Genomic DNA, 22,370 nt, shown 5'->3' with positions numbered 1-22,370 from the left:
GAAGTGACCCGATGAGCCTGCTCGACGTGCGTGACCTGAGCGTCGTGTTCCAGCGGCGGGGCGAGCGGCCGTTCACCGCCGTCGACAACGTCAGCTTCACGGTGGAGCCGGGGCAGACCGTCGGCCTGGTCGGCGAGTCCGGCTGCGGCAAGAGCGTGACCAGCCTGGCCATCATGGGTCTGCTGCCCAAGCGCGGCAACAAGGTCAGCGGCGAGGTGCTGTTCGACGGCGCCGACCTGCTGAAGCTGCGCCCGAGCGACATGCGTGACCGGCGCGGCCGGGAGATCGGCATGATCTTCCAGGACCCGCTGTCGTCGTTGAACCCGGTCATCCCGATCGGTGTGCAGGTGGCCGAGGTGCTGGAACGCCACCAGGGCCGGGACCGCAAGCAGGCGCTGCGGGAGGCACGGGAGCTGCTCGACGCGGTCGGCATCCCCGACCCGCAGCGGCGCCTCAGCGAGTACCCGCACCAGATCTCCGGCGGTATGCGCCAGCGCGCCCTGATCGCCATCGCGCTGGCCTGCAAGCCCCGGCTGCTGATCGCCGACGAGCCGACCACCGCGCTCGACGTGACCATCCAGGCGCAGATCCTCACCCTGCTCAAGCAGTTGGTCGACGAGACCGGCACCGCACTGATCATGATCACGCACGACCTGGGCGTGGTGGCCGGGCTCTGCGACACGGTGAACGTGCTCTACGGCGGCAAGGTGATCGAGCGGTCGCGGCGGCACGAGCTGTTCGCGCAGGCCCGGCACCCGTACACCCACGGGCTGCTCAACTCGGTGCCCCGACTGGACTCCCCGCGCGGCGAGCGGCTGCACGCGATCCGCGGGTCGGTCGCCGACAACATTCCGTGGGCCGAGGGGTGCGCGTTCGCGCCGCGCTGCGACAACGTCGTGGACGCGTGCCTGGACGGGCCCCCGCCGCTCGAACCCACCGCCACCGGCGGCGACCTGCGCTGCAACAACCCCGTCTCCGAGGAGGTGGCGGTCCGATGACCGACGAGACCACTGCGCTGGACGAGACCACCGCCCTGATCGAGCTGCGCGACGTCAAGGTCCACTTCCCGATCAAGAGCGGCCTGCTCTTCGATCGGACCGTCGGGTACGTGTACGCGGTGGACGGCGTGTCGCTGAGCATCCGCAAGGGCGAGACGTACGGGCTGGTCGGCGAGTCCGGCTGCGGCAAGTCGACGCTGGGCCGAGGGCTCCTACGGCTCGTCGAGCCCACCGACGGCGAGATCGTGTTCGACGGCACCGACGTACGCGCGCTCAAGGGCGAGGCGATGCGGCACGCCCGCCGCCGGATGCAGATGATCTTCCAGGACCCGCTGTCCAGCCTCGACCCGCGCCAGTCGGTGGAGTCGCTGCTGGTGGAGGGTCTGAAGGCGCACGGGCTGGCCGGCGACAAGGCCGAGACCTCCCGGCGACTGCGCGAGACGCTGGAGGCGGTGGGCCTGCCCGCGTCCGCCCTCAGCAAGTACCCGCACGAGTTCTCCGGCGGTCAGCGCCAGCGCATCGGCATCGCCCGGGCCCTGGTGCTCAACCCGGACCTGATCGTCGCCGACGAGCCGGTCTCCGCGCTCGACGTGTCGATCCAGGCGCAGGTGCTCAACCTGCTCGAGGATCTACAGAACGAGCGCGGCCTGACGTACCTGATCATCGCGCACGACCTGGCGGTGGTCCGGCACATCGCCGACACGGTGGGCGTGATGTACCTCGGCGGCCTGGTCGAGGAGGCGTCCAGCGACGACCTGTACCGCGAGCCGATGCACCCGTACACCAAGGCGCTGATGTCCGCGGTGCCGGTGCCCGACCCGGTCGTCGAGGACCGTCGCGAGCGCATCCTGCTCGCGGGCGATCTGCCCTCGCCGAGCAACCCGCCGTCGGGCTGCCGGTTCCACACCCGGTGCCCCTGGGCGCAGCCGACCCGCTGCGCGAGCGAGCGACCGGAGCTGCGGGACGTGGTCGGCGGGCACCGGGTGGCCTGCCACTTCGCCGAGGACATCGCCGAAGGTCGGATCCGGCCGCACGAGGTCGAGGTGGAACTGGTCCGCCCGGCCGAGGGCACCGGCCCGGTCGACCCGCCGGGCGAGTTGATCCCCACCCCGTGACGTCGTCGGGGGCCGTCCGTCACGGACGGCCCCCGACGGGCGTACTCGGCGGTCAGCCCTCCGGGCGGTTCAGCAGTCCGACGGCGACGCTGTGCACCGCGTCCAGCCCCGCCGGATCGGCCAGCGCAGCCGATCCGCCGGTCACCGCGTACCACTCGTCCGCGTCCTTGTACTGCACCCGCAGGGTGACCTTGCCGTCCGCGTACTCGGTGCGCAGGGTCAGATCACCGGTGACGACGCCGACCTCGTCGGTCATCACCCCACCCGGGCCGGGCACGATGTCGGCGGTCCGGCTCTGCGGGGCGCTCGCGCCGGTCGAGTCCGCGACCATGCCGGCGCCCGGCACGGCGGCCGGCGTGTCGCCGGTGCCGTCGGCGGTCATCCCGGCGGCGGACGGGGCCGTTTCCGCGTCCGCCTTGGCGTCTGTCGCCGGTTCCTCGCTCATCAACAGCCCTCCAGCATGTCGGTCAGGGCCGCCTTCTCGGCAGCGGTCACCGTCAGCTTCCAGTAGTGCTTCACCGTCACCCAGTCCTTGGCGTACTGGCACCAGTACGACCGGTTCGCCGGCTTCCACTGGGACGGATCCTGGTCACCCTTTGCCCGATTGGAGGACGCGGAAACCGCGATGAGCTGCGGACGTGTGGTGTCGTTGGCGAAGTCACCACGCTTGGCGTTGTCCCACTCGTCGGCACCCGAGCGCCACGCGTTGGCCAACGGCACCGTGTGGTCGATGTCCACGTCGGAGGGGTCGGTGGCGCTGCGGCCGTCGTACACGCTCTCCCAGCGACCACCGACCACGTTGCAGCCGGAGAGCTTCACGTCCTTACCGTCGCGTTGCAGGATGGTGTCCCGCACGTCGCAGTTCTTGCCGGTGTCCCGCCAGTGCGGGAAGCGTTCCCGGCTGTAGCCCTTCATCGAGCCAGCGGTGGCGACACTCAGCTGGCCCAACTGTTCGACGGCGTTCCCGCCCCCGCCACCCGGCGCCGGCGTGGTCTCCGCCTCCTCGGGTGGGACGCAGCCGGCCATGACGAGCGCCAGCGCCGCGACGAGCGCGGCGATCGACGCACGCGATCCTGATCTGGTACGCACAGACGACACCTCTCCAGCTTGCGGGCTCCCGGCGCTTGCGCACAGTACCCGGGCACGGTTTCGGCGTTTCGTGGCGTCTCCCACAATGTGCAAGCAAGATTGGTGGGATGACCGCCTCCGTACCGCCACCCGCACTGCGGATGGGCACCGCCGCCGGCCGGGGAACCCTGCTCGCCGCGGTGCTCGCCTCCGGCATGGTCTTCCTGGACACCACGGTCGTCAACGTGGCGCTGCCGAAACTCGGTCAGGATCTCGGGGCCAACGTCGCCGATCTGCAGTGGACCATCAACGGGTACCTGTTGACGCTCGCGGCGTTCGTCCTGCTCGGCGGCTCACTCGGGGACCGCTTCGGCCGGCGGCGGGTGTTCCTCATCGGAGTGGTCTGGTTCACCGTCGCGTCGGTGCTGTGCGGGCTGGCCCAGGGCACCGGCACCCTGATCGTGGCCCGGATCGTGCAGGGCGCGGGCGGAGCGCTGCTCACGCCCGGTTCGCTCTCGGTGCTCCAGGCCAGCTTCCACCCCGACGACCGGGGCCGGGCGATCGGCGCGTGGGCCGGACTGTCCGGAGTGTCCACGGCGTTGGGCCCGTTTCTCGGCGGCTGGTTGATCGACACGCTCTCCTGGCGGTGGATCTTCTTCCTCAACCTGCCGATCGCCGTACTGGTGGTGCTGGCCGCCATGCGCTGGGTGCCGGAGAGCCGCGACGAGAACGCCTCCCGCACCCACGGGCCGGACCGTGCCCGCCGCCACTTCGACGTGGGTGGGGCGGTGCTCGGCGCGCTGGCGCTCGCCGGCATCACGTACGCCCTGATCGACGCGCCCGCGCGGGGTTTCGCCTCGACGCCGGTGCTGATCGCCGCGCTTGTCGGTGTGGTGGCGACGGTGGCCTTCGTGCTGCTCGAACGGCGGCGCGGGGACACCGCGATGCTGCCCACCGGCCTGTTCAGCAGCCGGCTCTTCTCCGTCCTGAACGTCTTCACCGTGGTGGTCTACGCGGCGCTGGGCGGATTCACCTTCTTCTTCGCCGTCTATCTGCAGAACGTCGTCGAGTGGTCGGCGTTCCGGACCGGGATCGCGCTGCTGCCGATGACGGTGCTGCTGCTCGTCGGCTCGGCGCGGGCCGGTGCGATGTCGGCCCGGATCGGTCCCCGGCTGCCGTTGGCCGTCGGGCCGGTGATCGCCGCCGTCGGCCTGCTGCTGCTGCGCGGGGTCGGCCCCGGCGCGTCCTACTGGACCGACGTGTTGCCCGGAGTGCTGCTCTTCGGCCTCGGACTGACCCTGGTGGTGGCGCCGCTGACCGCGTCGGTGCTCGCGGCGGTGCAGGACCGGTTCTCCGGGGTCGCCAGCGGCTTCAACAACGCCGCGTCCCGGGCCGGCAGCCTGCTGGCGGTGGCCGCGCTGCCGCTGCTGGTGGGGCTGTCCGGCGGCGGCTACGAGCAGAAGGCCGAATTGACCGACGCGTTCCGGGGGGCGCTGGCCTGGTGCGCGGGGCTGCTGCTGGCCGGCGCGGTGCTGGCCCTCGTGCTGGTGCACCGGCCACCCCGCGAGGCACCGCCGTCGCAGCCCTGCCACTCGATGCCCGCTGCCACGCCCCCGAAGGAGAACCGCCCTTCGGGGGCGTGACGCGTGGGTCAGCGGCGGGCGCGGTTGACCGCGCTGGTGACCGCCTTGATCGAGGCGGTCACGATGTTGGCGTCGGTGCCGACACCCCAGACCGTCCGACCGTCCACCTCGCACTCCACGTACGCGGCGGCCTGCGCGTCACCGCCGGAGGAGAGCGCGTGCTCGTGGTAGTCGAGCACCCGTACGCCCACGCCGATCGACTGGAGCGCGTTGACGTACGCGTCGATGGGACCGTTGCCGACCGCGGCGAGGGACCGCTGCTCGCCGCCCACGCCCACCTGGGCGTCGATCTCGACCTTGCCGTCGGCGGTGCCGATCGTGTAGCCGGCGAACCGGACCGCCGGGTCGGGCTGGTGGTCCAACAGGTAGTGCGTCGCGAAGATCTCCCACATGGCGGCCGGGTCGACCTCGCCGCCGTCGTGGTCGGTGACCTGCTGCACCACGCCGGAGAACTCGATCTGGAGCCGGCGAGGCAGGTCGAGCTGGTGCTCGCTCTTCATGATGTACGCGACGCCGCCCTTGCCGGACTGCGAGTTGACCCGGATGACCGCCTCGTAGGTGCGGCCCAGGTCCTTCGGGTCGATCGGCAGGTACGGCACCGCCCAGGTGTGCTCGTCCACCGGTACGCCGGCGGCCTTCGCGTCGGCGGCCAGGGCGTCGAAGCCCTTCTTGATGGCGTCCTGGTGGGAGCCGGAGAAGGCGGTGTAGACCAGGTCGCCCGCGTACGGGTGGCGCTCGTGCACCGGCAGTTGGTTGCAGTACTCGACGGCCCGGCGGATCTCGTCGATGTTCGAGAAGTCGATCATCGGGTCGATGCCCTGGGAGAAGATGTTCAGCCCCAGCGTCACCAGGTCGACGTTCCCGGTGCGCTCGCCGTTGCCGAACAGGCATCCCTCGATGCGGTCGGCACCGGCCAGCAGGCCCAGCTCGGCGGCGGCCACGCCGGTGCCCCTGTCGTTGTGCGGGTGCAGGCTCAGCACCACGCTGTCGCGGCGCGGCAGGTGCCGGTGCATCCACTCGATCGAGTCGGCGTACACGTTCGGGGTGGCCATCTCGACGGTGGCCGGCAGGTTGATGATCAGCGGACGGTCGGGCGTCGGGTCGATCACGTCGATGACCTTGCTGCACACCTCCAGCGCGTACTCCAGCTCGGTGCCCGTGTACGACTCCGGCGAGTACTCGTAGAAGATCTCGGTGTCCGGGGTGTGGATCTCCGCGTACTTCTGGCAGAGCCGCGCGCCGGTGGTGGCGATGTCGGCGATGCCGTCGCGGTCCAGGCCGAAGACCACCCGCCGCTGGAGGGTCGAGGTCGAGTTGTAGAAGTGCACGATCGCGCGCTTGGCGCCGCGCAGCGACTCGAACGTCCGGTCGATCAGGTGCTCCCGGCACTGCGTGAGCACCTGGATGGTGACGTCGTCCGGGATCATGTCCTGCTCGATGAGCTGCCGGACGAAGTCGAAGTCGGTCTGGCTGGCCGACGGGAAGCCGACCTCGATCTCCTTGTAGCCCATCTGCACCAGCAGCTGGAACATCCGCCGCTTGCGCTCGGGCGACATCGGGTCGATCAGCGCCTGGTTGCCGTCGCGCAGGTCCACCGCGCACCAGCGCGGGGCGGCGTCGACGGTACGGGTGGGCCAGGTGCGGTCCGGCAGGTCGACCCGGAACTGCTCCTGGTAGGGCTGGTAGCGGTGGTACGGCATCCGGCTGGGGCGTTGCCGGGCGATCGGATCGGATTCGGCGTCGGTGACAGGTTGAGCCATCTCGGAGTGCTCCCTGGAACATGTGGCGTCAGCAGATCGGAAGGTGTCGGCGGATTGCCGGGCGACGATGCGCGGCGGTGCCGAGGGGAAACTCAGATGTGCTGGACGGCGCGATGCGACTCCGCGACGAGGTGCCGGCCGGTCAGGCCTCGTCGCGGCGGCTAAGGAGGAGAAGCGCCTGCCACATGACCAGGTCACCCTACGTGATGGAACGAGGGCTGCAAAGGCTGGTCCGGACTATGGGATCAATGTCATCGTCGGCTCCGGGGCCTGGGAACCCAGCCTCGGCGTCCGTTCGGTCCAGCCCACGGCGGGCACGATCGCCGCCGCGAGCAGCGCGAAGATCGCTGCCGTCGGTAACCAGCCCCAGCCGCCGGTGCTGATGGCGAGCGCGGTCAACCCGGCCGGGGCGATCAGGTACTGCACCTGTCTGCCGAGCTCGAACGCCCCCACGTACGCGCCCCGCTGGGCGGCCGGCGGCAGGGCGGCGACGAGCCCCCAGGTGCCTGCCGAGTCGATCAGTTCGGCGAGGATCAGCAGTAGTGCGCCGGCCACCAGCACCACGACGGTGAGCGGGCCCCGGGTGAGCCCGGAGATCGGCAGGACCAGGCAGGACAGGGCGATCAGCAGGCCACCGCGGCGGGAGGCCCGGGCCGCGCCCGAGGCGGTGTCGGTGCCCCGGCTGACGCGTACCTGGAGGAGCACGATCAGGATCGTGTTGAGCAGCACCAGGGCGGCGATCAGCGTCTTCGGGGCGTCGGTGTGGGTGAGGATCCAGAGCGGCAGCACCGTCAGGTAGAGCGTCTGGTGCGCGGTGAGCAACCCGGAGAGCAGGGACACCACCATGAACGGGCGGTCCCGCAGCACGGCGAGCCGGCTCATCGGCTCCTCGGGTCGGGTGACCTGCGGCAGCCGGGGCAGTCGCCGGACGAACAGGGCCGTGATCAGGAAGACCGCCGAGATGAACCAGACCATCGCCCGGTACGCCTCGATCGTGTCCACGGCCAGCACCAGGCCGCTGATCACCGCGCCCAGCCCGAAGCCGACGTTCAACGACGACCGCTGGTACGCCATCGCGGTGACCCGTTCGGCGGGCGGGAGCGCGTTGATCGAGTAGACCTGCCGGGCCACGCCCGTCGACGCGTATACCGCCGCCAGCGCCACCACCACGGCGAGGAAGCCCGCGAAGCCGCCCACGAACGGGTACGACGCGAAGAGCGCCGCCTCCAGCACCAGTCCGACCACCCACACCCGCTGCGGCCCGTACCGGTCGGTGAGGCCGCCCAGCGGCACGGTGCCCAGCAACGACACCCCCGCCGAGATGGACAGGCCCAGGCCGACCTGGGCGGCGCTGAGCCCCAGCGCCCGGGTGAAGAAGACGGCGCTGCCGGCGTGGAACAGGCCGCTGCCCACGGCGTAGACCATGGCCTGCACGGCCAGCGCGCGGGTCAACCCGGCCGGCGGTACGACGTTCTCGACAGCGGTACGAATGCTCTCTCTGGCCCCCATGGCGGGGAAGTGAACCGTCCCCCCACGAGATCGGTCGAGCCTTTTAGGCTGGACCGAATCCTGCTCCCGGGGGTGTGTGTGTCCGAGTTGCGGTTCAGCCTGGCCGACGTGGCGGGAGTGCGGCTCGCCGTGTCACCGGTCAACGAGACGGTGATGAGCATGTGGGCGCTGGCCAGCCCCGTCTACCACGCGGTGCACCTGCCCTGGATCGACCGCGCCCGGGTGACGATGCGTCGCCCCGAGGTGGCCGCCCGGGTCCGACCGCTGGTGGAGCTGGCCCGGCCGCGTTGCTGGCTGCCCGACTTCCTCACCCCGGCGGCCCGACCGAACGTGGAGATGGCCGAACAGCTCGACCAGATCGCCGCGACACCGCCGGCCGTGGTGGTCCAGGACCTGCTGGCGACCACCCCACGCCGGCCGCTGAGCCCGTTCGGGCAGGCGCTGCTCGCCGACCCCCGTGGGCTGTTGCCGCAGCTCGTCGACGCGGTGCGGGTCTGGTACGACGAGGCGATCGCCCCGGACTGGCCGCGGATGCGGGCGCTGCTCGACGCCGACGTGGCCTACCGCGCCGCCCAGCTCGCCGAGAACGGCGCCGGTCGGTTCTTCGAGCAGCTCCACCCGAGCCTGCGCTGGCACGGGGACCGGGTGATCAGCGACGACCCGTTCGGGCGGGACTTCGACCTGCGGGACCGTGGGTTGGCACTGAACCCGACGGTGTTCAGCGAACACCGGGTGCTGTGGAACCTGCTGGAGGATTCGCTGCCGGTCGGCGCGTACCCGGTCCGGGCGGTCGGGACGCTTTGGGAGACGGCCGCGCCGCCACCGGGCGACCCGCTGGCCCGGGTGGTCGGCTCCGGCCGGGCGGCGCTGCTGTACCTGCTCGACACGGCGACCACCACCACCGATCTGGCCCGGCGTACCGGGATGTCGGCCGGGAACGTCTCGGCGCACCTGACCGCGCTGCACGCCGCCGGCCTGGTCGACCGCGCTCGACAGGGCCGGCACGTCCTCTACCGCAACACCGACGCGGCGGCGGTGCTGCTGCGCGCCAGCCGGGGCGGCTGAGTTCTCAGGCCAGCAACAGCTGGGCGACGTTCTCAGGCGAGCAACAGCTCGGCGACCGGGCGGCGGTGCCGTAGGCCGGTCTCGCTGGCGCGCAGCTCGGCCGGCAGGGCGAACGGGTCGCCGAGTCGCCCGACCGCGGCGACCACCAGCGGTCGGATGCCGCCGGGCAGGTCGAGTTCGGTGGCGAGGCCCGCCCGGTCGAACCGGGTGAGCTGGCGGACGTGCAGGCCGAGGGCGGTGGCCTGGAGGGTCAGGTGGGCGATGGCCTGACCGAGGTCGTACGCGGCCCGCTCGGCGTCGCCGCCGGTGTGCGCGCCGACGACCAGGGTCGCGGCGTGTCGGGCCCAGCACTGGTCGTCGTCCGGGAGGTTGATCAGGATGCGCTTGAAGTTCTCGTCGTCGCGGTGCCCGAGGGCGAACCGCCAGGGCTGCCCGTTGTCCGTCGACGGTGCCCACCGCGCGGCCTCCAGCAGCGAAGCCGCCTCCGCCGACGTCAGGGTGGCGCTCGGGTCGAAGGCCCTGGGACTCCAGCGGAAGGCGAGGAGCGGGGTCAGGTCAGCCATGACGGCGATCGTCCCCTATGGGGCTTTTTCGGGGGAAAGTGGGCTGTCCGAATGTGGGCAAGAGCACCCGTAACGGTACGAAGATCAGGACGTTCCCGCGCTCGGGCTGATCGACGGGTCGGAAGTCGGCGGCGCCGCCGTGCCGAGCGGCTCTCCGTCCACCACCGGGCCGGCCAACTGCACCGTGGGGGGTGCCGCGCCCGGCGGGGCGGCCAGCCGGAGCGTCCCCGCCCCGGTCCGGACCCCGGTCGGCGTGCCGTCCGGATCGAAGCAGTAGATGCCGACGTCCAGCGGCGCGTTCAGCGAGGCGGACGTGGAGTCGACCGAGTAACAGGCGCCGGTGAGGCCCTTGGGCGTGGCCGCCACGGCCACCGCGAGCGGCGCGCGCCGGTCGGTCAGCACGTCCAACCAGTCGGTGAGCGGGTGCTGGATCCGGGGGTCCAGCTTGCGTGGAATGGCGTCGTCGCGCTCGCCGAGGCGTACGCACCGCGCCGGCTCCGGGTGGCCCGTCGAGGGCAGTGCGCACTGGAACAGGCCGTCGGCCGTGGCGGCCAGCGAGACGTCGGCGGTGCCGCCGAGCGCCCCACCCGGTACGTCGACCCGCCAACTGCCGTCGTTCGCGCTGGTGAACACGATGGTGCGGTCGGCTTGGCCGCTCCGGCCGAACACGTACTGCGCCACCAGGTGGCGATCCTGCGCGGCGGCGGCCAGGGCGGCCAGCTCGTCCCGGGCGCCGTCCACCTGGACCGGCCCGGGATCGGCCGGCGGCGGGGACGGGGGCGGGGCGCTGTCGCAGGCGACCAGGGCTGCCGGCAGGGCGAGAACGAGCAGTCCGAGCAGGCGGCCGGACGGACGGTTGAGGACGGGCACCGGCCCATTCTGGTGGGTGCGGAGCGCCGGTGGGCAACGGCGCACAGCGGTCGCCTCCCGGCGTGTCGGGGCGGCTTGTCCGCGTACCCTCGGCCCCTCGCGGACCTGGCCGACCGCGTCGGCCGGGCGGCCGCGCGGGCCGGATGGTGGGATCACCCGACCCGCCGCCGTGACCCGCCGGATACCCTCAAGGGGTTTGACACGCGCCGCCGGCCCCGGTTCCGGCGGCGTCGGCACGCTCAGGGTCGCTGGGAGGGAGTGCACCGTCGTGGCACTCGTGGTGCAGAAGTACGGCGGGTCCTCCGTCGCCAACGCCGAGCGGATCAAGCGGGTGGCCGAGCGCATCGTCGCCGCCCGCAAGGCCGGCGACGACGTGGTGGTGGTGGTCTCCGCGATGGGGGACACCACCGACGAGCTGCTCGACCTGGCCAACCAGGTCAGCCCGCTGCCGCCGGGCCGCGAGCTGGACATGCTGCTCACCGCCGGGGAGCGGATCTCCATGGCCCTGCTGGCCATGGCCATCCACAACCTGGGGTACGAGGCCCGCTCGTTCACCGGCTCGCAGGCCGGCGTGATCACCACGTCGGTGCACGGCCGCGCCCGGATCATCGACGTCACCCCGGGGCGGCTCAAGGGCGCGCTCGACGAGGGTTCGGTGGTCATCGTGGCCGGCTTCCAGGGCGTCTCGCAGGACACCAAGGACGTCACCACGCTGGGTCGGGGCGGTTCGGACACCACCGCCGTGGCGCTCGCCGCCGCCCTGCACGCCGACGTCTGCGAGATCTACACCGACGTGGACGGCATCTTCACCGCCGACCCGCGGATCGTGCCCAACGCCCGGCACATCAAGGACATCACGTACGAGGAGATGCTCGAGCTGGCCGCGTGCGGCGCGAAGGTGCTGCACCTGCGTAGCGTGGAGTACGCCCGCCGGGCGGGGTTGCCGATCCACGTCCGTTCGTCATACTCGACCAACACCGGCACGATGGTCACCGGATCGATGGAGGACCTTTCCGTGGAGCAGGCACTGATCACCGGGGTCGCGCACGACCGCAGCGAGGCCAAGATCACGATTGTCGGGGTGCCCGACGAGCCGGGTGCCGCCGCACGGATCTTCGACACCGTCGCCGGCGCCGAGATCAACATCGACATGATCGTGCAGAACGTCTCCACCGAGGGCACCGGCCGCACGGACATCTCGTTCACCCTGCCCAAGGCCGACGGCCCGACCGCGATGGCCGCGCTCAGCAAGATCCAGGAGCCGGTCAAGTTCAAGGGCCTGCTCTACGACGACCACGTCGGCAAGGTGTCGCTGATCGGCGCCGGCATGCGCTCGCACCCCGGCGTGGCCGCCGGCTTCTTCGCCGCGCTCGGCGCGGCCGGGGTCAACATCGAGATGATCTCCACCTCCGAGATCCGGGTCTCCGTGGTCTGCCGGGACACCGACCTCGACGCCGCGGTACGCGCCATCCACGACCAGTTCGAGCTGGGCGGCGACACCGAAGCCGTGGTCTACGCCGGGACGGGTAGGTAGCGCCGATGACGGCGCTGCCCACCCTCGCCGTGGTCGGAGCGACAGGTGCCGTCGGCACCGTGATGTGCGAGCTGCTCACCGGGCGTCGCAACGTCTGGGGCGAGATCCGGCTCATCGCCTCCGAGCGGTCGGTCGGCAAGCGGGTGCGCTGCCGGGGCGAGGAGATCGTCGTTCAGGCGTTGACCCCGGAGGCGTTCGACGGGGTCGACGTGGCCATGTTCGACGTGCCGGACGCGGTCTCCGCCGAGTGGGCGCCGATCGCCGTCGAGCGGGGCGCCATCGCGGTGGACAACTCCGGTGCCTTCCGGATGGACCGGGACGTCCCGCTCGTCGTCCCGGAGATCAACCCCGAGCAGGTCCGCAACCGGCCCCGGGGCATCATCGCCAACGCCAACTGCACCACCCTCGCGATGATCATCGCAGTCGCTCCGCTGCACCGCGAGTACGGCCTGCGGGAGCTGGTGCTCGCCTCCTACCAGGCGGTCTCCGGCGCCGGTCAGGCCGGCGTGGACATCCTGCACGACCAGCTCGCCAAGGTCGCCGGGGACCGGGCGCTCGGCTCGCGTACCGGTGACGTCCGCCAGGCGGTCGGCGACGACCTCGGCCCGTTCCCGGCGCCACTGGCGCTCAACGTGGTGCCCTGGGCGGGCTCGTCGGCCGACGCCGGCTGGTCGTCGGAGGAGATGGAGATCCGCAACGAGTCGCGGAAGATCCTCGGTCTGCCCGACCTGAAGGTGTCCGCCACCTGCGTCCGGGTGCCGGTGGTCACTGCCCACTCGGTCGCCGTGCACGCGGTCTTCGCCACCGAGGTCGACGCCGAGGGCGCCCGCGAGGCGCTGCGCAACGCGCCCGGCGTGATCCTGGTCGACGACCCGGCCGCGGGCGAGTTCCCGATGCCGATCGACGCCGTCGGCACCGACCCGTCCTGGGTCGGCCGGATCCGCCGCGCCCTGGACGACCCGCGCGCCCTGGACTTCTTCGTCACCGGCGACAACCTCCGCAAGGGCGCAGCCCTCAACACAGCCCAGATAGCCGAACTCCTAGCCAAAGAGTTCCGCACCCCCTAACCCGCCCCGCCCCTCTCCCCCCTTCGCGCGCCGCCCCCTTCGCGCGCGCCGATCTTGCACTTTCTGTCGCCGCATAAGGTGCGAAGGTGACAAAACGACGACCGAAAGTGCAAGATCGGCGGATCGTGAGGGCGTGAGGGCGCGGGCGCGGGGGCGCGGGGTTAGGCCGCCGCCAGGTGGACTCCGTCTCGGCCTTGGCGTTTTACTGCGTAGAGGGCCTGGTCGGCTCTCTTGAGGGTGCGGTCGGGGGTTTCGCCTGGTCTCGGCAGCGCGACGCCCACGCTGATGGTGCGGCCGGTGCGGCGGGCCGCCTCGGCCAACCGTTCGGCGATCCGGACCGCCTCCTCGGGGCGGCTCACCTCGATCACCGCGACGAACTCGTCACCGCCGATCCGGTACAGCTCGTCGCCGTGCCGCAGCGCGCCCTCCAGTGCCCGGGCCAATCCGACCAGTACCTGATCGCCGGCCTGGTGCCCGTATGTGTCGTTGACCGTCTTGAAGCCGTCCACGTCGATCGCCAGCAGGGCGGTACGCCCCGGGGTGGCCGCCGCGATCCGCTGCCCGAACGGGCCGGTGTGCCGCAGTCCGGTGAGCGGGTCCGAGCTGGCCTGCTCCCGCAGCCGGGCGAGGGTACGCAGCCGGTCCAGGCTGGTCCACGCCTGCCCGGCGAGCAACTCCATCAGGCTGACCGTGGTGGGGTCCGGGTGCAGTGCGCGCTCGTCGGCGACCAGCAGCACCCCGCCTGCGTCCGCCGGCCCGACCGGTACGGCGACCAGCGTGCGTACCCCCGCCCGGGTCAACGGTCGGTAGTCCTCGGTCGGCGGGTGCCCGGCCTCGCCCAGCGTGTATCCGGCGCCGTACCGGTGGGCCCGCTCGACCATCCGGTCCAGGGCGGCCGGGCCCGCGCCGGCCAGTTCGGTCCGGATCCGGGTCTCCAGGTCACCCGGCGTCGCCGGGGACGCGCCGAGCTGACCACCGATCAGCAGCACGGCGGTGGAGAGGGTGGACACCTCCCGGGCGGCCTCGGTCGCCGCGCTGACCACGGCCGCCTCGGTCGGGGCGGCGGACAGCGCCGCGGCGTGCCGGAGCAGCTTCTCGCTGCGGCTCTCGGACGGCGGGCCACCCACGGCGGCGATCCGTGCGCCGAGCCGGGTCGCCAGCCGCTGCGCGGTCTCCCGCCACGGCCGCAGGTCGACCGGGTCAGTCCACTGCAGGTCCAGGACGCCGATCACCCGACCGCCCGGGTCGCATACCGGAACGCACAGTTCGGTCGTCACGTCGGGGCGTACCGGGAGGTAGTCCGGGTCGACGGCGACGTCCGGGATCACGGCGGCGGTGCCGCTGGCGTACACCCGGCCGACGATCCCGGTACGCGCCGGTACGGTCGCGAAGACCTGCCACGCGCCGGTCGCCGCCACGCAGCGCAGCCGGTCGTGGGCCTCGAGCAGCACCGAGATGGTGGCCGGGGTGTGGTGGGACAGTGCGCTGACCGTCCACCGACAGGCTTCCGGCGCGCTGGACGCCATCGACAGGCGGACGGTGACGTCACGGATGACTCGCTGATGATCCACTCGCACGTCGTTCCAGGTAGGGAAGGGGCTGGAGCAAGCGTACTCACGTTCGTGGAGTGGGCTTCGAGCTTCGTACACATGTGCTATCCACAGGCTGTGGACGGGCCTGTGGGAAGTGGCGGCGGACGATAGCGTGGAGGTCCCGGTGCGGAGGAGGCAGCCACGTGATCATCGCGCAGATCAGCGACCCGCACCTGACCACCGGGCTGCTCGCCGCCGAGCCCGCCGCCGGGCTGCACCGGGCGCTCGGCCGGGTGCTCGCCCTGCGCCCGCGACCGGACTGCGTGGTCATCACCGGCGACCTGGCCGACCACGGCCGACCGGACGAGTACGCGGCGCTGCGCGAACTGATCGGGCGGTTCCCACTGCCGATCTACCTGGCCACCGGCAACCACGACGACCGCGAGTCGCTGCTCGACGCGTTCGGCGGCACGCCCTGGCTCGGCGGCGGTTTCTCCGCCTACTACCACGTCGACCACGAGGCGGCGACCATCGTGGTGCTCGACTCCCTCGTCCCGGGCAGCGACGCGGGCCAACTCGGCGAGGAACAGCTCGGCTGGCTCGACGGGGTCCTCGCGGGCCGGCCGGAGGTGCCCGCCATCCTCTGTCTGCACCACCCGCCGGTCGCGGTCGGCATCCCCGCGGCGGACGCCATCCGCCTCGCCGACGGGCCCGCGCTGGCCGAGGTGATCGGCCGGCACCGGCACGTCGTGCGGGTCGCCGCCGGGCACCTGCACCGCACGGTGACCACGGGGTACGCGGGCACGGTCCTCACCGTGGCGCCCAGCACCTGGAAGCAGAGCACGCTCACCATGGCCACGGACGAGGTGATCGGCTGGGTCGCCGAGCCGACCGCGTTCCTGCTGCACCGGATCGGGCCGGACGGCTGCGTGACGCACACCGTGCAGGTCAGCCACTCGGCCGGGCAGACCTGCGGCTTCTGAAGGCCGTCGCCGTGCTCGTCTGGTACGTCGCGTACGGGTCGAACTTGCACGCCGCCCGGCTCGCCTGGTACATCGGCGGTGGCTGCCCACCCGGCGGTCGGCGGACGTACCCGGGTTGCCGCGACAACCGCCCACCGAGCCGATCGGCGCCGGTGTGGATGCCCGGCGGGATCTACTTCGCCGGCGAGTCCGGCGCGTGGACCGGCGGTATGGCGTTCTACGACCCGGAGCTGCCGGGCGCGGCCGCCGCGCGGGCCTACCTGGTGACCGTCGAGCAGTTCACCGACATCGCCGCCCAGGAGATGTACCGCCCGACGGGCGACACCGACGACCTGCTCCCCGGGACAAGCGGGGCCATCGACGCTGCCGTCGCCCACGGGCGGGCGACGCTCGGCCCGGGCCGCTACGAGACCCTGGTCTGCCCCGGTCGCCGTGCCGGCGTGCCGATGCTCACCTTCACCGCACCCGAACCGGCGTCCGCGGTGCCGCACCGGCCGCCGGCACCGGCCTACCTGGGCATGATCGCCCGAGGGCTGCACGAGTCGCACGGCTGGCCGGCCGAACGGATCGCCGACTACCTGGCGCGGCGTCCCGGGGTGATCGACGGTTGGAAGCGCGACAGGGTCACGACCCTGGTCGCCGAGGCACTCGTCGGGACCGGGTGATCCCGTCCTCTCTGGACGATCGGATCGACGATGTTCCGCGACCGGTCATCGACCGTTCGGCCGGTCGCCGTGCGGCGAGTACGGGCGTATGCGCAGCTCCGGCGGGCTTCCCGACGCGTCGGTTGCGATCCGTCTGCTCGACTCGACCGACCGGCGTCCGGATGAGAGGCTGTCGGAGCGGGCGGCGATCCCCGACCGGCCGCCTATCCGCGACCGACCCTTCCGACGGTGTCGGTCGGCGGCCCGGCCGACCCACAGGCCGGGCACCGTACGCCGATTCTCACGAGGAGTTTCATGTCCATTCCCGGGATGCGCCGGGCCGCTGTCGGCCTGACCGCGCTCGCGGTGGCAGCGCTCGGCGCGGTCGCCACCACCCCCGAGCAGGCAGACGCGCGACCGAAGCCGGTCGACGTCACCCTGCTGGCACTCAACGACTTCCACGGCAACCTCGAACCCCCGAGCGGCTCCAGCGGCACCATCGCCGGGCAGACCGCGGGCGGTGTCGAATACCTTGCGACCCACCTGGCCGAGCTGCGCGCCGCCGCCAAGAAGAAGAACACCATCACCGTCGCCGCCGGCGACCTGATCGGCGCGTCCCCGCTGCTCTCCGCCGCGTTCCACGACGAGCCGACCATCGAGGCCCTGAGCATGGCCGGTCTCGACTACGCCAGCGTCGGCAACCACGAGTTCGACGAGGGCGCCGCCGAGCTGCTGCGTATCCAGAACGGCGGCTGCCACCCGGTGGACGGCTGCGCCGACGGCACCCCCTACCGGGGCGCGGGCTTCAAGTACCTCTCCGCCAACGCCTTCAAGACGGCGACCGGCAAGCCGCTGATGGCGCCGTACGCGATCCACAAGGTGCAGGGCGTCAAGGTCGGCTTCATCGGGATGACCCTGGAGGGCACCCCGCAGATCGTCAGCCAGCAGGGCGTCGCCGGCCTCACCTTCACCGACGAGGCGGAGACCGCCAACCGGTACGCCCGCGAGTTGCGCCACAAGGGCGTACAGGCCATCGTCGTGCTGCTGCACGAGGGCGGCGCCCAGGCGGCGACCGGCGGCATCAACGACTGCGTCGGCATGACCGGGCCCATCGTGGACATCGCCAACCGGATGGACCCGTCGATCGACGTGGTGGTCAGCGGCCACACCCACCAGGCGTACAACTGCAACATCAACGGCAAGCTGGTCACCAGCGCCAGCTCGTTCGGCCGCCTGGTCACCGACATCGACCTGAAGATCGACCGCCGCAGCGGTGACGTGGTCTCCGCCGCCGCGAACAACGTCGTCGTCACCCGGGACGTCGCCAAGGACCCGAAGCAGACGGCCCTGATCGACCGCTACAAGACCGTGCTCGGCCCGGTCGCCGACCGCCAGGTCGGCGAGACCACCGAGGCCATCACCAAGACCCAGGAAACCCTCTTCGGTACGACCCTTGGTGAATCCCCGCTGGGCAACCTGATCGCCGACGCGCAGCTCGCCGCCACCGACGACGAACAGAACGCGGTGGCCGCCTTCATGAACCCGGGCGGTGTCCGGGCCGACCTCAACGCCGGGCCGGTCACCTACGAGGAGGCGTTCACGGTGCAGCCGTTCGCCAACAACCTGGTGACCCTCGACCTGATCGGTGCGCAGCTCTACTGCGTACTGGAGCAGCAGTTCGTCACCGGCCGGACGCTGTACCCGTCGTCGACCGTCGGCTACGTGGTCGACCCGGCCGGCACCACCGGCACCGCAGCCGACCCGTGCGCCGGCACCCGCGTGGTCCGGGGCAGCCTCACCATCGGTGGCACCGCCGTCGACACCGCCGCCACCTACCGGGTGACGGTGAACAACTTCCTGGCCGGCGGCGGCGACGGCTTCAGCGCCCTCACCGGCGGCACCAACCAGGTCACCGGCCAGATCGACCTGGACGCGTTCGTGGCGTACCTGACCGCGCAGTCGCCGGTCTCCGCCCCGACGCTCGACCGCATCCGCACCACCGCCGAGGTCCCCGCCGCCTGACGGCCGACCCCGCGACGATCGGGCCCCGGAGCACCCGCTCCGGGGCCCGACGCGTTCCCATCCCTGTTGCTGGCGGTCACATGATCACGCTCGAACCTGGAAGTAGTGGCCTCCGGGCGCGCGGATGCCACTCGATCCAGGATCGAGCGCGATCTTGCGGCATCGGCGGATCCGCGAGCAAGATCCGCGCAACATCGGGGATGTTGCTGCCTCCCGCGCCCCCGAGACAGCAACATCAGGGAACTTGCGCGGATCTTGCGCCCCGGACGCCGGGCGCGGGGCGCGGGGCGCCGGGTGCCGGGCGCGGGACGCCGGGCGCGGGACGCGGGGCGCCGGACGTCGGGCGCCGCGCGCGTCGGGCTTGTCGGGCGCGGGGCTTGTGGGGTGTCAGGCGGGGGTGGGGGTGGGGTCGAGGGAGGTGGGGACTGGCGTCAGCCGGCCGTCCTGACCGGCGCTGAGCAGCCGGCGCAGCGAGAGCGCGACCAGGGAGGCGACCAGGCAGCCGCCGACCACCGTCGCCACCCAGACCTTCCCGTCGGCGGCACCGATCAACGGTCCGGCGGTCACCGGGCCGATGACACCGCTGATACCGAAGATCATCGAACTCATCGCGTTGTACCGGCCGCGCAGCTCGTCGGTGGCCAGCGCGTTGGTCAACGCGGGCATGACCGGTGACAGCATCGTCTCGCCGAAGCCGAAGATCGCCGAGCAGGCCACCACGCACGCGGCGGCCAACAGGGCGTTCTCACCGCTGGTCAGGCCGGCCGCGCCGAGCACCAGCCAGGCGGTGGCGAACACGGCACCCACCAGGGCCAGCGCGCGGGTACGGCTGCGTCCCTCGATCCGGCGGATCACCACCAGTTGGGCGAGCACGATCATCACGGTGTTGGCGGCGAGCGCCCACGCCACCACCCGGGTGTGCACCTCGGCGACCCGCACCGCGTACGCGGCGAAGCCCACCTCGATCTGCGCGTATCCGCAGGTGGTGAGGATCAGGCCGAAGATCACCAGCCGTCGGAACGGACGGTCGCGGAGCACGGTCAGGTAACCGCCGGTCGACGGTTCGTCGCCGCCCGCACGTCTGCCGAGCCGGTGGCCCACCCCGGGCAGGGTGAGCAGGATGATCGCGGGCAGCAGGTAGGTCACCGCGTCCAGCAGGTAGATCGTCTGGAAGGTGCCCAGGCGGGTGGTGTCGACGATCGCGCCGGACGTCATGCCACCGATGCCGATGCCCAGGTTGAGCAGGGCGAAGTTCAGCCCGAAGACGCGTTGCCGCTCACCGTCGTCGGTCAGCGAGGCGAGGATGGTGTTCTGCCCGGACCAGATCGCCGAGCTGCCGACGGCGATCACGGTCATCACCAGCAGGGCCGAGCCGGCCGAGTCGACAAGCGCCAGCGAACCGGTGCCGACCGCCTCGATAAGCAGGCACGGCAGCACCACCCGACGTGCGCCGAACCGGTCGATCAGCGTCCCGCCCAGCGGCGACAGGGCCAGGGTGACCGCGCCGTACCAGCCGATCACGAGCCCGGCCCGGGCGTCGGTGAGTCCGCGTACGTCGGTCAGGTAGATGAACAGGAACGGCAGGGTGAGGCCGCGCCCGATCGCCGACAGCACGGTGCCGACGAGGATCCGGCGGGCTTCTGGACGGCGAGGTAGAGCACGGCGCAGCATGTCCGGCATTCTGTGCGTTGGGTGTGACGTCAGGCGAACCGTTTTGGGCGGAGTTCGGGCTCGCGGTGACCAACGCCACGGCGACGGCCGGTGTCGGGCGGGTCTGCGATGCTGGCCCGATGACCAGCACCTGGCGACATCTCCCCGCGCCCGCCCGCGCCATCGCGGTGACCGCCACCGCAGCCGTCGCCGCCGCCCGGGAACGCGACGCGCAGGCGTACGACGAGGCGGTGGACGACCTGGCGACCGACGAGCGGTCCGGGCTGGTGCTCGGGACGGTGGTCCGCCTCCTGCTGGAGGAGAGCCACCCGGACGGGTTGGACGGCGACGACGTCCGCCAGGTGTTGACCCGCTGCGTGCAGGGCGCGACACGCTGGCGTCCGGAGGTCGACCCGCACGTGGTGCTCGTCCTGCTGGCCGGCGCACTCGGGGTGTACGACCCGGAGGGCGACGACGCGCCGCCGAACGCGTCCGCCCTGGCGGGGCACGCCCCGCTGCTGGTGGCCGACCTGCTGGCGGTGACGGGTGCGCCGCTGGACGGCTACCTGGCCGCCGCGTTCGCCGAGATCGAACGCACCGAACGGCACGACTGACGGGCGGGCCGGCCTGGGCCGGCAACGCGAAGAGGGCACATCCGATCAATCGGATGTGCCCTCTTACCTCTGGTCGGGGTGGCCGGATTCGAACCGACGACCTCTTCGTCCCGAACGAAGCGCGCTACCAAGCTGCGCCACACCCCGAGGCGTGCCGACAAATAGTAGCCCACCCGCCCCGATGGTCAAACTCGGTACCCCCGCCGCCCGGCCCGTCCCGACGACGATCGACTCGCCTTCCTTGAAGGTGCGGTGTCCGGCCCGGGCGGATGGGCCGGTTTGCAGGAAGTCGAGTCGATCAAGCCTCAGCGCGGGATGAGGGTGAGGATGCTCGCCTCGGGTGGGCAGGCGAAGCGGATCGGGGCGGTCGGGTGGGTGCCGAGGCCGGCGGAGACGTGCAGCCAGGAGTCCGAGCCCGGCCACCGGTGCAGTCCGCTCGCCATCGAGCGGGGCAGGCCGCAGTTGGTCACCAGCGCCCCGTACCCGGGGACGCAGACCTGCCCGCCGTGGGTGTGCCCGGCCAGCAGGAGGCCGAAGCCGTCGGCGGCCATCTGGTCGAGCACCCGCGGTTCGGGGGAGTGCGTCACGGCGATGGACAGGTCGGCGGTGGAGGCCACCCGGCCCGACACGGACGGGTAGTCGTCCCGGTCGATGTGGGGATCGTCGACGCCGACCAGGTCCAGCTCCCGGCCGCCGGCCTTGAGGCTCGTCCGGGCGTTGTTCAGGTCCGCCCAGCCGGCGCCGGTGAAAACCTGGCGCAGCTCCTCGTAGGGCAGCTCGACGCCCTCGGTGTACTCCCGGTCGGGCCGGAAGTAGGTGAACGGGTTCTTCAGCACCGGCCCGGTGTAGTCGTTGGAGCCGAACACGAACGCGCCCGGATAGTCCAGCAGCGGTTGCAGCGCCCGCAGCACGCCCGGTACCGCCTCGGGGTGCGCCATGTTGTCGCCGGTCACCACCACCAGGTCGGGGTCCAGCGCGGCCAGCGACGCCACCCAGCGCTGTTTGCGGGCCTGGTTGGGCATCATGTGCAGATCCGACAGGTGCAGCACGCGCAGCGGCTCCGCGTCGGCCGGCAGCACCGGCACGTCGTACCGCCGCAGGGTGAACAGGTTGCGCTCGACGAGCGACGCGTAGGCGAGGGTGGTCGCTCCGACCGCTGCGGTTCCGGCGGCGAGGCGGAATAGTGTGCGCTTTCGCATGGCGTTCAGGGTAGTTTGACCGTCCATGAGCACGCTGAAGGACCGCCTCACCGCCGACATGCGTTCCGCGCTCAAGGCGCGCGACGAGCTGACGACCTCCACGCTGCGGATGGCCCTGGCCGCCGTCGGCAACGCCGAGGTGGCCGGCAAGGCCAAGCGCGAGCTCACCGACGACGAGGTGCTCGCGGTGTTGACCAAGGAGGCCAAGAAGCGCCGGGAGGCGGCCACCGCCTTCGCCGACGCGGGCCGCGCCGAGCAGGCCGCGAAGGAGACCGCCGAGGGCGAGGTGCTGGACCGCTACCTGCCCAAGCAGCTCTCGGACGCCGAGCTGACCGAGCTGGTCTCGGGGGCGCTCGCCGCGGGCGGCTTCACCGGCAAGGCCCAGATGGGCCCGGCCATGAAAGCGGCCCAGGCCGCGGTGGCCGGCCAGGCCGAGGGCGGTCGGGTGGCTGCCGAGGTACGACGACAGCTCGGCCTCTGATCCACCCACGCGGCTCCGGTTCGACTCAACGAGTACGGGCGGGCACCCCCGGA

The 22,370-nt window shown here is 71.9% G+C and carries 20 protein-coding genes and 1 tRNA gene; 11 read left to right on the top strand and 10 right to left on the bottom strand.

What is annotated here, in order from left to right:
- Positions 1 to 11: 11 nt before the first annotated feature.
- Positions 12 to 998 (top strand): ABC transporter ATP-binding protein, encoded by a 987-nt coding sequence (locus ACN263_RS28700; protein ID WP_422737341.1) that lies wholly within the window; start codon positions 12 to 14, stop codon positions 996 to 998.
- A gap of 17 nt (positions 999 to 1,015) precedes the next feature.
- Positions 1,016 to 2,113, top strand: coding sequence for an ABC transporter ATP-binding protein (locus ACN263_RS28695; RefSeq protein WP_422740856.1), 1,098 nt, complete (start codon positions 1,016 to 1,018; stop codon positions 2,111 to 2,113).
- 52 nt (positions 2,114 to 2,165) lie between these two features.
- Here the strand turns inward: ACN263_RS28695 and ACN263_RS28690 are convergent, their stop codons facing one another.
- Both ACN263_RS28690 and ACN263_RS28685 read right to left on the bottom strand, forming a co-directional pair.
- The gene (locus ACN263_RS28690; RefSeq protein ID WP_421473622.1) at positions 2,166 to 2,558 is read right to left on the bottom strand and encodes a hypothetical protein; all 393 of its coding nucleotides are present in this window, start codon (positions 2,556 to 2,558) and stop codon (positions 2,166 to 2,168) included.
- Positions 2,558 to 3,139, bottom strand: a complete 582-nt coding sequence (locus ACN263_RS28685) for an HNH endonuclease family protein (RefSeq protein WP_422740855.1) — start codon at positions 3,137 to 3,139, stop codon at positions 2,558 to 2,560. The genes ACN263_RS28690 and ACN263_RS28685 overlap by 1 nt, the downstream gene beginning before the upstream one ends.
- 170 nt (positions 3,140 to 3,309) lie before the next feature.
- Here ACN263_RS28685 and ACN263_RS28680 point away from each other — a divergent pair, with 170 nt between their 5' ends.
- Positions 3,310 to 4,824, top strand: a complete 1,515-nt coding sequence (locus tag ACN263_RS28680) for an MFS transporter (RefSeq protein ID WP_422737340.1) — start codon at positions 3,310 to 3,312, stop codon at positions 4,822 to 4,824.
- 8 nt (positions 4,825 to 4,832) lie between these two features.
- On the opposite strand, the gene leuA is transcribed toward ACN263_RS28680, so the two are convergent.
- Together leuA and ACN263_RS28670 are read right to left on the bottom strand one after the other, a co-directional pair.
- Complete coding sequence (leuA, locus tag ACN263_RS28675; RefSeq protein WP_422737339.1) at positions 4,833 to 6,584, bottom strand: 2-isopropylmalate synthase; 1,752 nt, start codon at positions 6,582 to 6,584, stop codon at positions 4,833 to 4,835.
- Positions 6,585 to 6,821: 237 nt separating this feature from the next.
- Entirely contained in the window at positions 6,822 to 8,093 is a 1,272-nt protein-coding gene (locus ACN263_RS28670; protein WP_422737338.1) for an MFS transporter, read from the bottom strand.
- A gap of 78 nt (positions 8,094 to 8,171) precedes the next feature.
- Here ACN263_RS28670 and ACN263_RS28665 point away from each other — a divergent pair, with 78 nt between their 5' ends.
- Positions 8,172 to 9,158, top strand: coding sequence for a MarR family transcriptional regulator (locus tag ACN263_RS28665; RefSeq protein WP_422737337.1), 987 nt, complete (start codon positions 8,172 to 8,174; stop codon positions 9,156 to 9,158).
- 32 nt (positions 9,159 to 9,190) lie between these two features.
- Here ACN263_RS28665 and ACN263_RS28660 read toward each other — a convergent pair whose 3' ends face one another.
- Positions 9,191 to 9,721, bottom strand: coding sequence for a nitroreductase family protein (locus ACN263_RS28660; RefSeq protein WP_422737336.1), 531 nt, complete (start codon positions 9,719 to 9,721; stop codon positions 9,191 to 9,193).
- 84 nt (positions 9,722 to 9,805) lie between these two features.
- A complete protein-coding gene (locus tag ACN263_RS28655; protein ID WP_422737335.1) occupies positions 9,806 to 10,591 on the bottom strand; it encodes a hypothetical protein in 786 nt (261 codons plus the stop codon).
- A 268-nt stretch (positions 10,592 to 10,859) separates the two neighbouring features.
- Between ACN263_RS28655 and ACN263_RS28650 the strand changes: the two genes are divergently transcribed.
- On the top strand, positions 10,860 to 12,125 hold the full coding sequence (locus tag ACN263_RS28650) for an aspartate kinase (RefSeq protein ID WP_354856481.1): 1,266 nt from the start codon (positions 10,860 to 10,862) through the stop codon (positions 12,123 to 12,125).
- A gap of 5 nt (positions 12,126 to 12,130) precedes the next feature.
- Positions 12,131 to 13,192: an aspartate-semialdehyde dehydrogenase gene (locus ACN263_RS28645; RefSeq protein ID WP_422737334.1), complete on the top strand. Its 1,062-nt coding sequence runs from the start codon at positions 12,131 to 12,133 to the stop codon at positions 13,190 to 13,192.
- A 161-nt stretch (positions 13,193 to 13,353) separates the two neighbouring features.
- On the opposite strand, the gene ACN263_RS28640 is transcribed toward ACN263_RS28645, so the two are convergent.
- Entirely contained in the window at positions 13,354 to 14,763 is a 1,410-nt protein-coding gene (locus ACN263_RS28640; RefSeq protein WP_422737333.1) for a diguanylate cyclase, read from the bottom strand.
- Between the two features lie 164 nt (positions 14,764 to 14,927).
- Between ACN263_RS28640 and ACN263_RS28635 the strand changes: the two genes are divergently transcribed.
- From ACN263_RS28635 to ACN263_RS28625, 3 genes are all read left to right on the top strand, one after another.
- Positions 14,928 to 15,707 (top strand): phosphodiesterase, encoded by a 780-nt coding sequence (locus ACN263_RS28635; protein ID WP_422737332.1) that lies wholly within the window; start codon positions 14,928 to 14,930, stop codon positions 15,705 to 15,707.
- Between the two features lie 11 nt (positions 15,708 to 15,718).
- Entirely contained in the window at positions 15,719 to 16,372 is a 654-nt protein-coding gene (locus tag ACN263_RS28630) for a histone deacetylase (RefSeq protein WP_422737331.1), read from the top strand.
- Between the two features lie 294 nt (positions 16,373 to 16,666).
- A complete protein-coding gene (locus ACN263_RS28625) occupies positions 16,667 to 18,373 on the top strand; it encodes a bifunctional metallophosphatase/5'-nucleotidase (RefSeq protein WP_422737330.1) in 1,707 nt (568 codons plus the stop codon).
- Between the two features lie 387 nt (positions 18,374 to 18,760).
- On the opposite strand, the gene ACN263_RS28620 is transcribed toward ACN263_RS28625, so the two are convergent.
- Positions 18,761 to 20,044: an MFS transporter gene (locus tag ACN263_RS28620; RefSeq protein ID WP_422737329.1), complete on the bottom strand. Its 1,284-nt coding sequence runs from the start codon at positions 20,042 to 20,044 to the stop codon at positions 18,761 to 18,763.
- 119 nt (positions 20,045 to 20,163) lie between these two features.
- Here ACN263_RS28620 and ACN263_RS28615 point away from each other — a divergent pair, with 119 nt between their 5' ends.
- Positions 20,164 to 20,637, top strand: coding sequence for a hypothetical protein (locus tag ACN263_RS28615; protein WP_422737328.1), 474 nt, complete (start codon positions 20,164 to 20,166; stop codon positions 20,635 to 20,637).
- A 70-nt stretch (positions 20,638 to 20,707) separates the two neighbouring features.
- On the opposite strand, the gene ACN263_RS28610 is transcribed toward ACN263_RS28615, so the two are convergent.
- Both ACN263_RS28610 and ACN263_RS28605 read right to left on the bottom strand, forming a co-directional pair.
- Positions 20,708 to 20,784 (bottom strand) — tRNA-Pro (locus tag ACN263_RS28610).
- 158 nt (positions 20,785 to 20,942) lie between these two features.
- Positions 20,943 to 21,836: a metallophosphoesterase gene (locus ACN263_RS28605; protein WP_422737327.1), complete on the bottom strand. Its 894-nt coding sequence runs from the start codon at positions 21,834 to 21,836 to the stop codon at positions 20,943 to 20,945.
- A 25-nt stretch (positions 21,837 to 21,861) separates the two neighbouring features.
- Here ACN263_RS28605 and ACN263_RS28600 point away from each other — a divergent pair, with 25 nt between their 5' ends.
- Positions 21,862 to 22,317 (top strand): GatB/YqeY domain-containing protein, encoded by a 456-nt coding sequence (locus ACN263_RS28600; protein ID WP_422737326.1) that lies wholly within the window; start codon positions 21,862 to 21,864, stop codon positions 22,315 to 22,317.
- Positions 22,318 to 22,370 lie beyond the last annotated feature (53 nt).

It is taken from the genome of Micromonospora sp. WMMD729 (genome assembly GCF_049315225.1).
GTDB lineage: Bacteria > Actinomycetota > Actinomycetes > Mycobacteriales > Micromonosporaceae > Micromonospora.
Note: the sequence above shows the minus strand (reverse complement) of the source record. Positions and strands in the feature narration are given on the sequence as shown.

Coding starts and splice junctions, on each gene's coding strand:
- ACN263_RS28685 (WP_422740855.1), bottom strand. CDS start 3,139: ATGGCCGGCTGCGTCCCACCCGAGGAGGCGGAGACCACGCCGGCGCCG.
- ACN263_RS28615 (WP_422737328.1), top strand. CDS start 20,164: ATGACCAGCACCTGGCGACATCTCCCCGCGCCCGCCCGCGCCATCGCG.
- ACN263_RS28700 (WP_422737341.1), top strand. CDS start 12: ATGAGCCTGCTCGACGTGCGTGACCTGAGCGTCGTGTTCCAGCGGCGG.
- ACN263_RS28680 (WP_422737340.1), top strand. CDS start 3,310: ATGACCGCCTCCGTACCGCCACCCGCACTGCGGATGGGCACCGCCGCC.
- ACN263_RS28625 (WP_422737330.1), top strand. CDS start 16,667: ATGTCCATTCCCGGGATGCGCCGGGCCGCTGTCGGCCTGACCGCGCTC.
- ACN263_RS28670 (WP_422737338.1), bottom strand. CDS start 8,093: ATGGGGGCCAGAGAGAGCATTCGTACCGCTGTCGAGAACGTCGTACCG.
- ACN263_RS28690 (WP_421473622.1), bottom strand. CDS start 2,558: ATGAGCGAGGAACCGGCGACAGACGCCAAGGCGGACGCGGAAACGGCC.
- ACN263_RS28605 (WP_422737327.1), bottom strand. CDS start 21,836: ATGCGAAAGCGCACACTATTCCGCCTCGCCGCCGGAACCGCAGCGGTC.
- leuA (WP_422737339.1), bottom strand. CDS start 6,584: ATGGCTCAACCTGTCACCGACGCCGAATCCGATCCGATCGCCCGGCAA.
- ACN263_RS28620 (WP_422737329.1), bottom strand. CDS start 20,044: ATGCTGCGCCGTGCTCTACCTCGCCGTCCAGAAGCCCGCCGGATCCTC.
- ACN263_RS28600 (WP_422737326.1), top strand. CDS start 21,862: ATGAGCACGCTGAAGGACCGCCTCACCGCCGACATGCGTTCCGCGCTC.
- ACN263_RS28660 (WP_422737336.1), bottom strand. CDS start 9,721: ATGGCTGACCTGACCCCGCTCCTCGCCTTCCGCTGGAGTCCCAGGGCC.
- ACN263_RS28645 (WP_422737334.1), top strand. CDS start 12,131: ATGACGGCGCTGCCCACCCTCGCCGTGGTCGGAGCGACAGGTGCCGTC.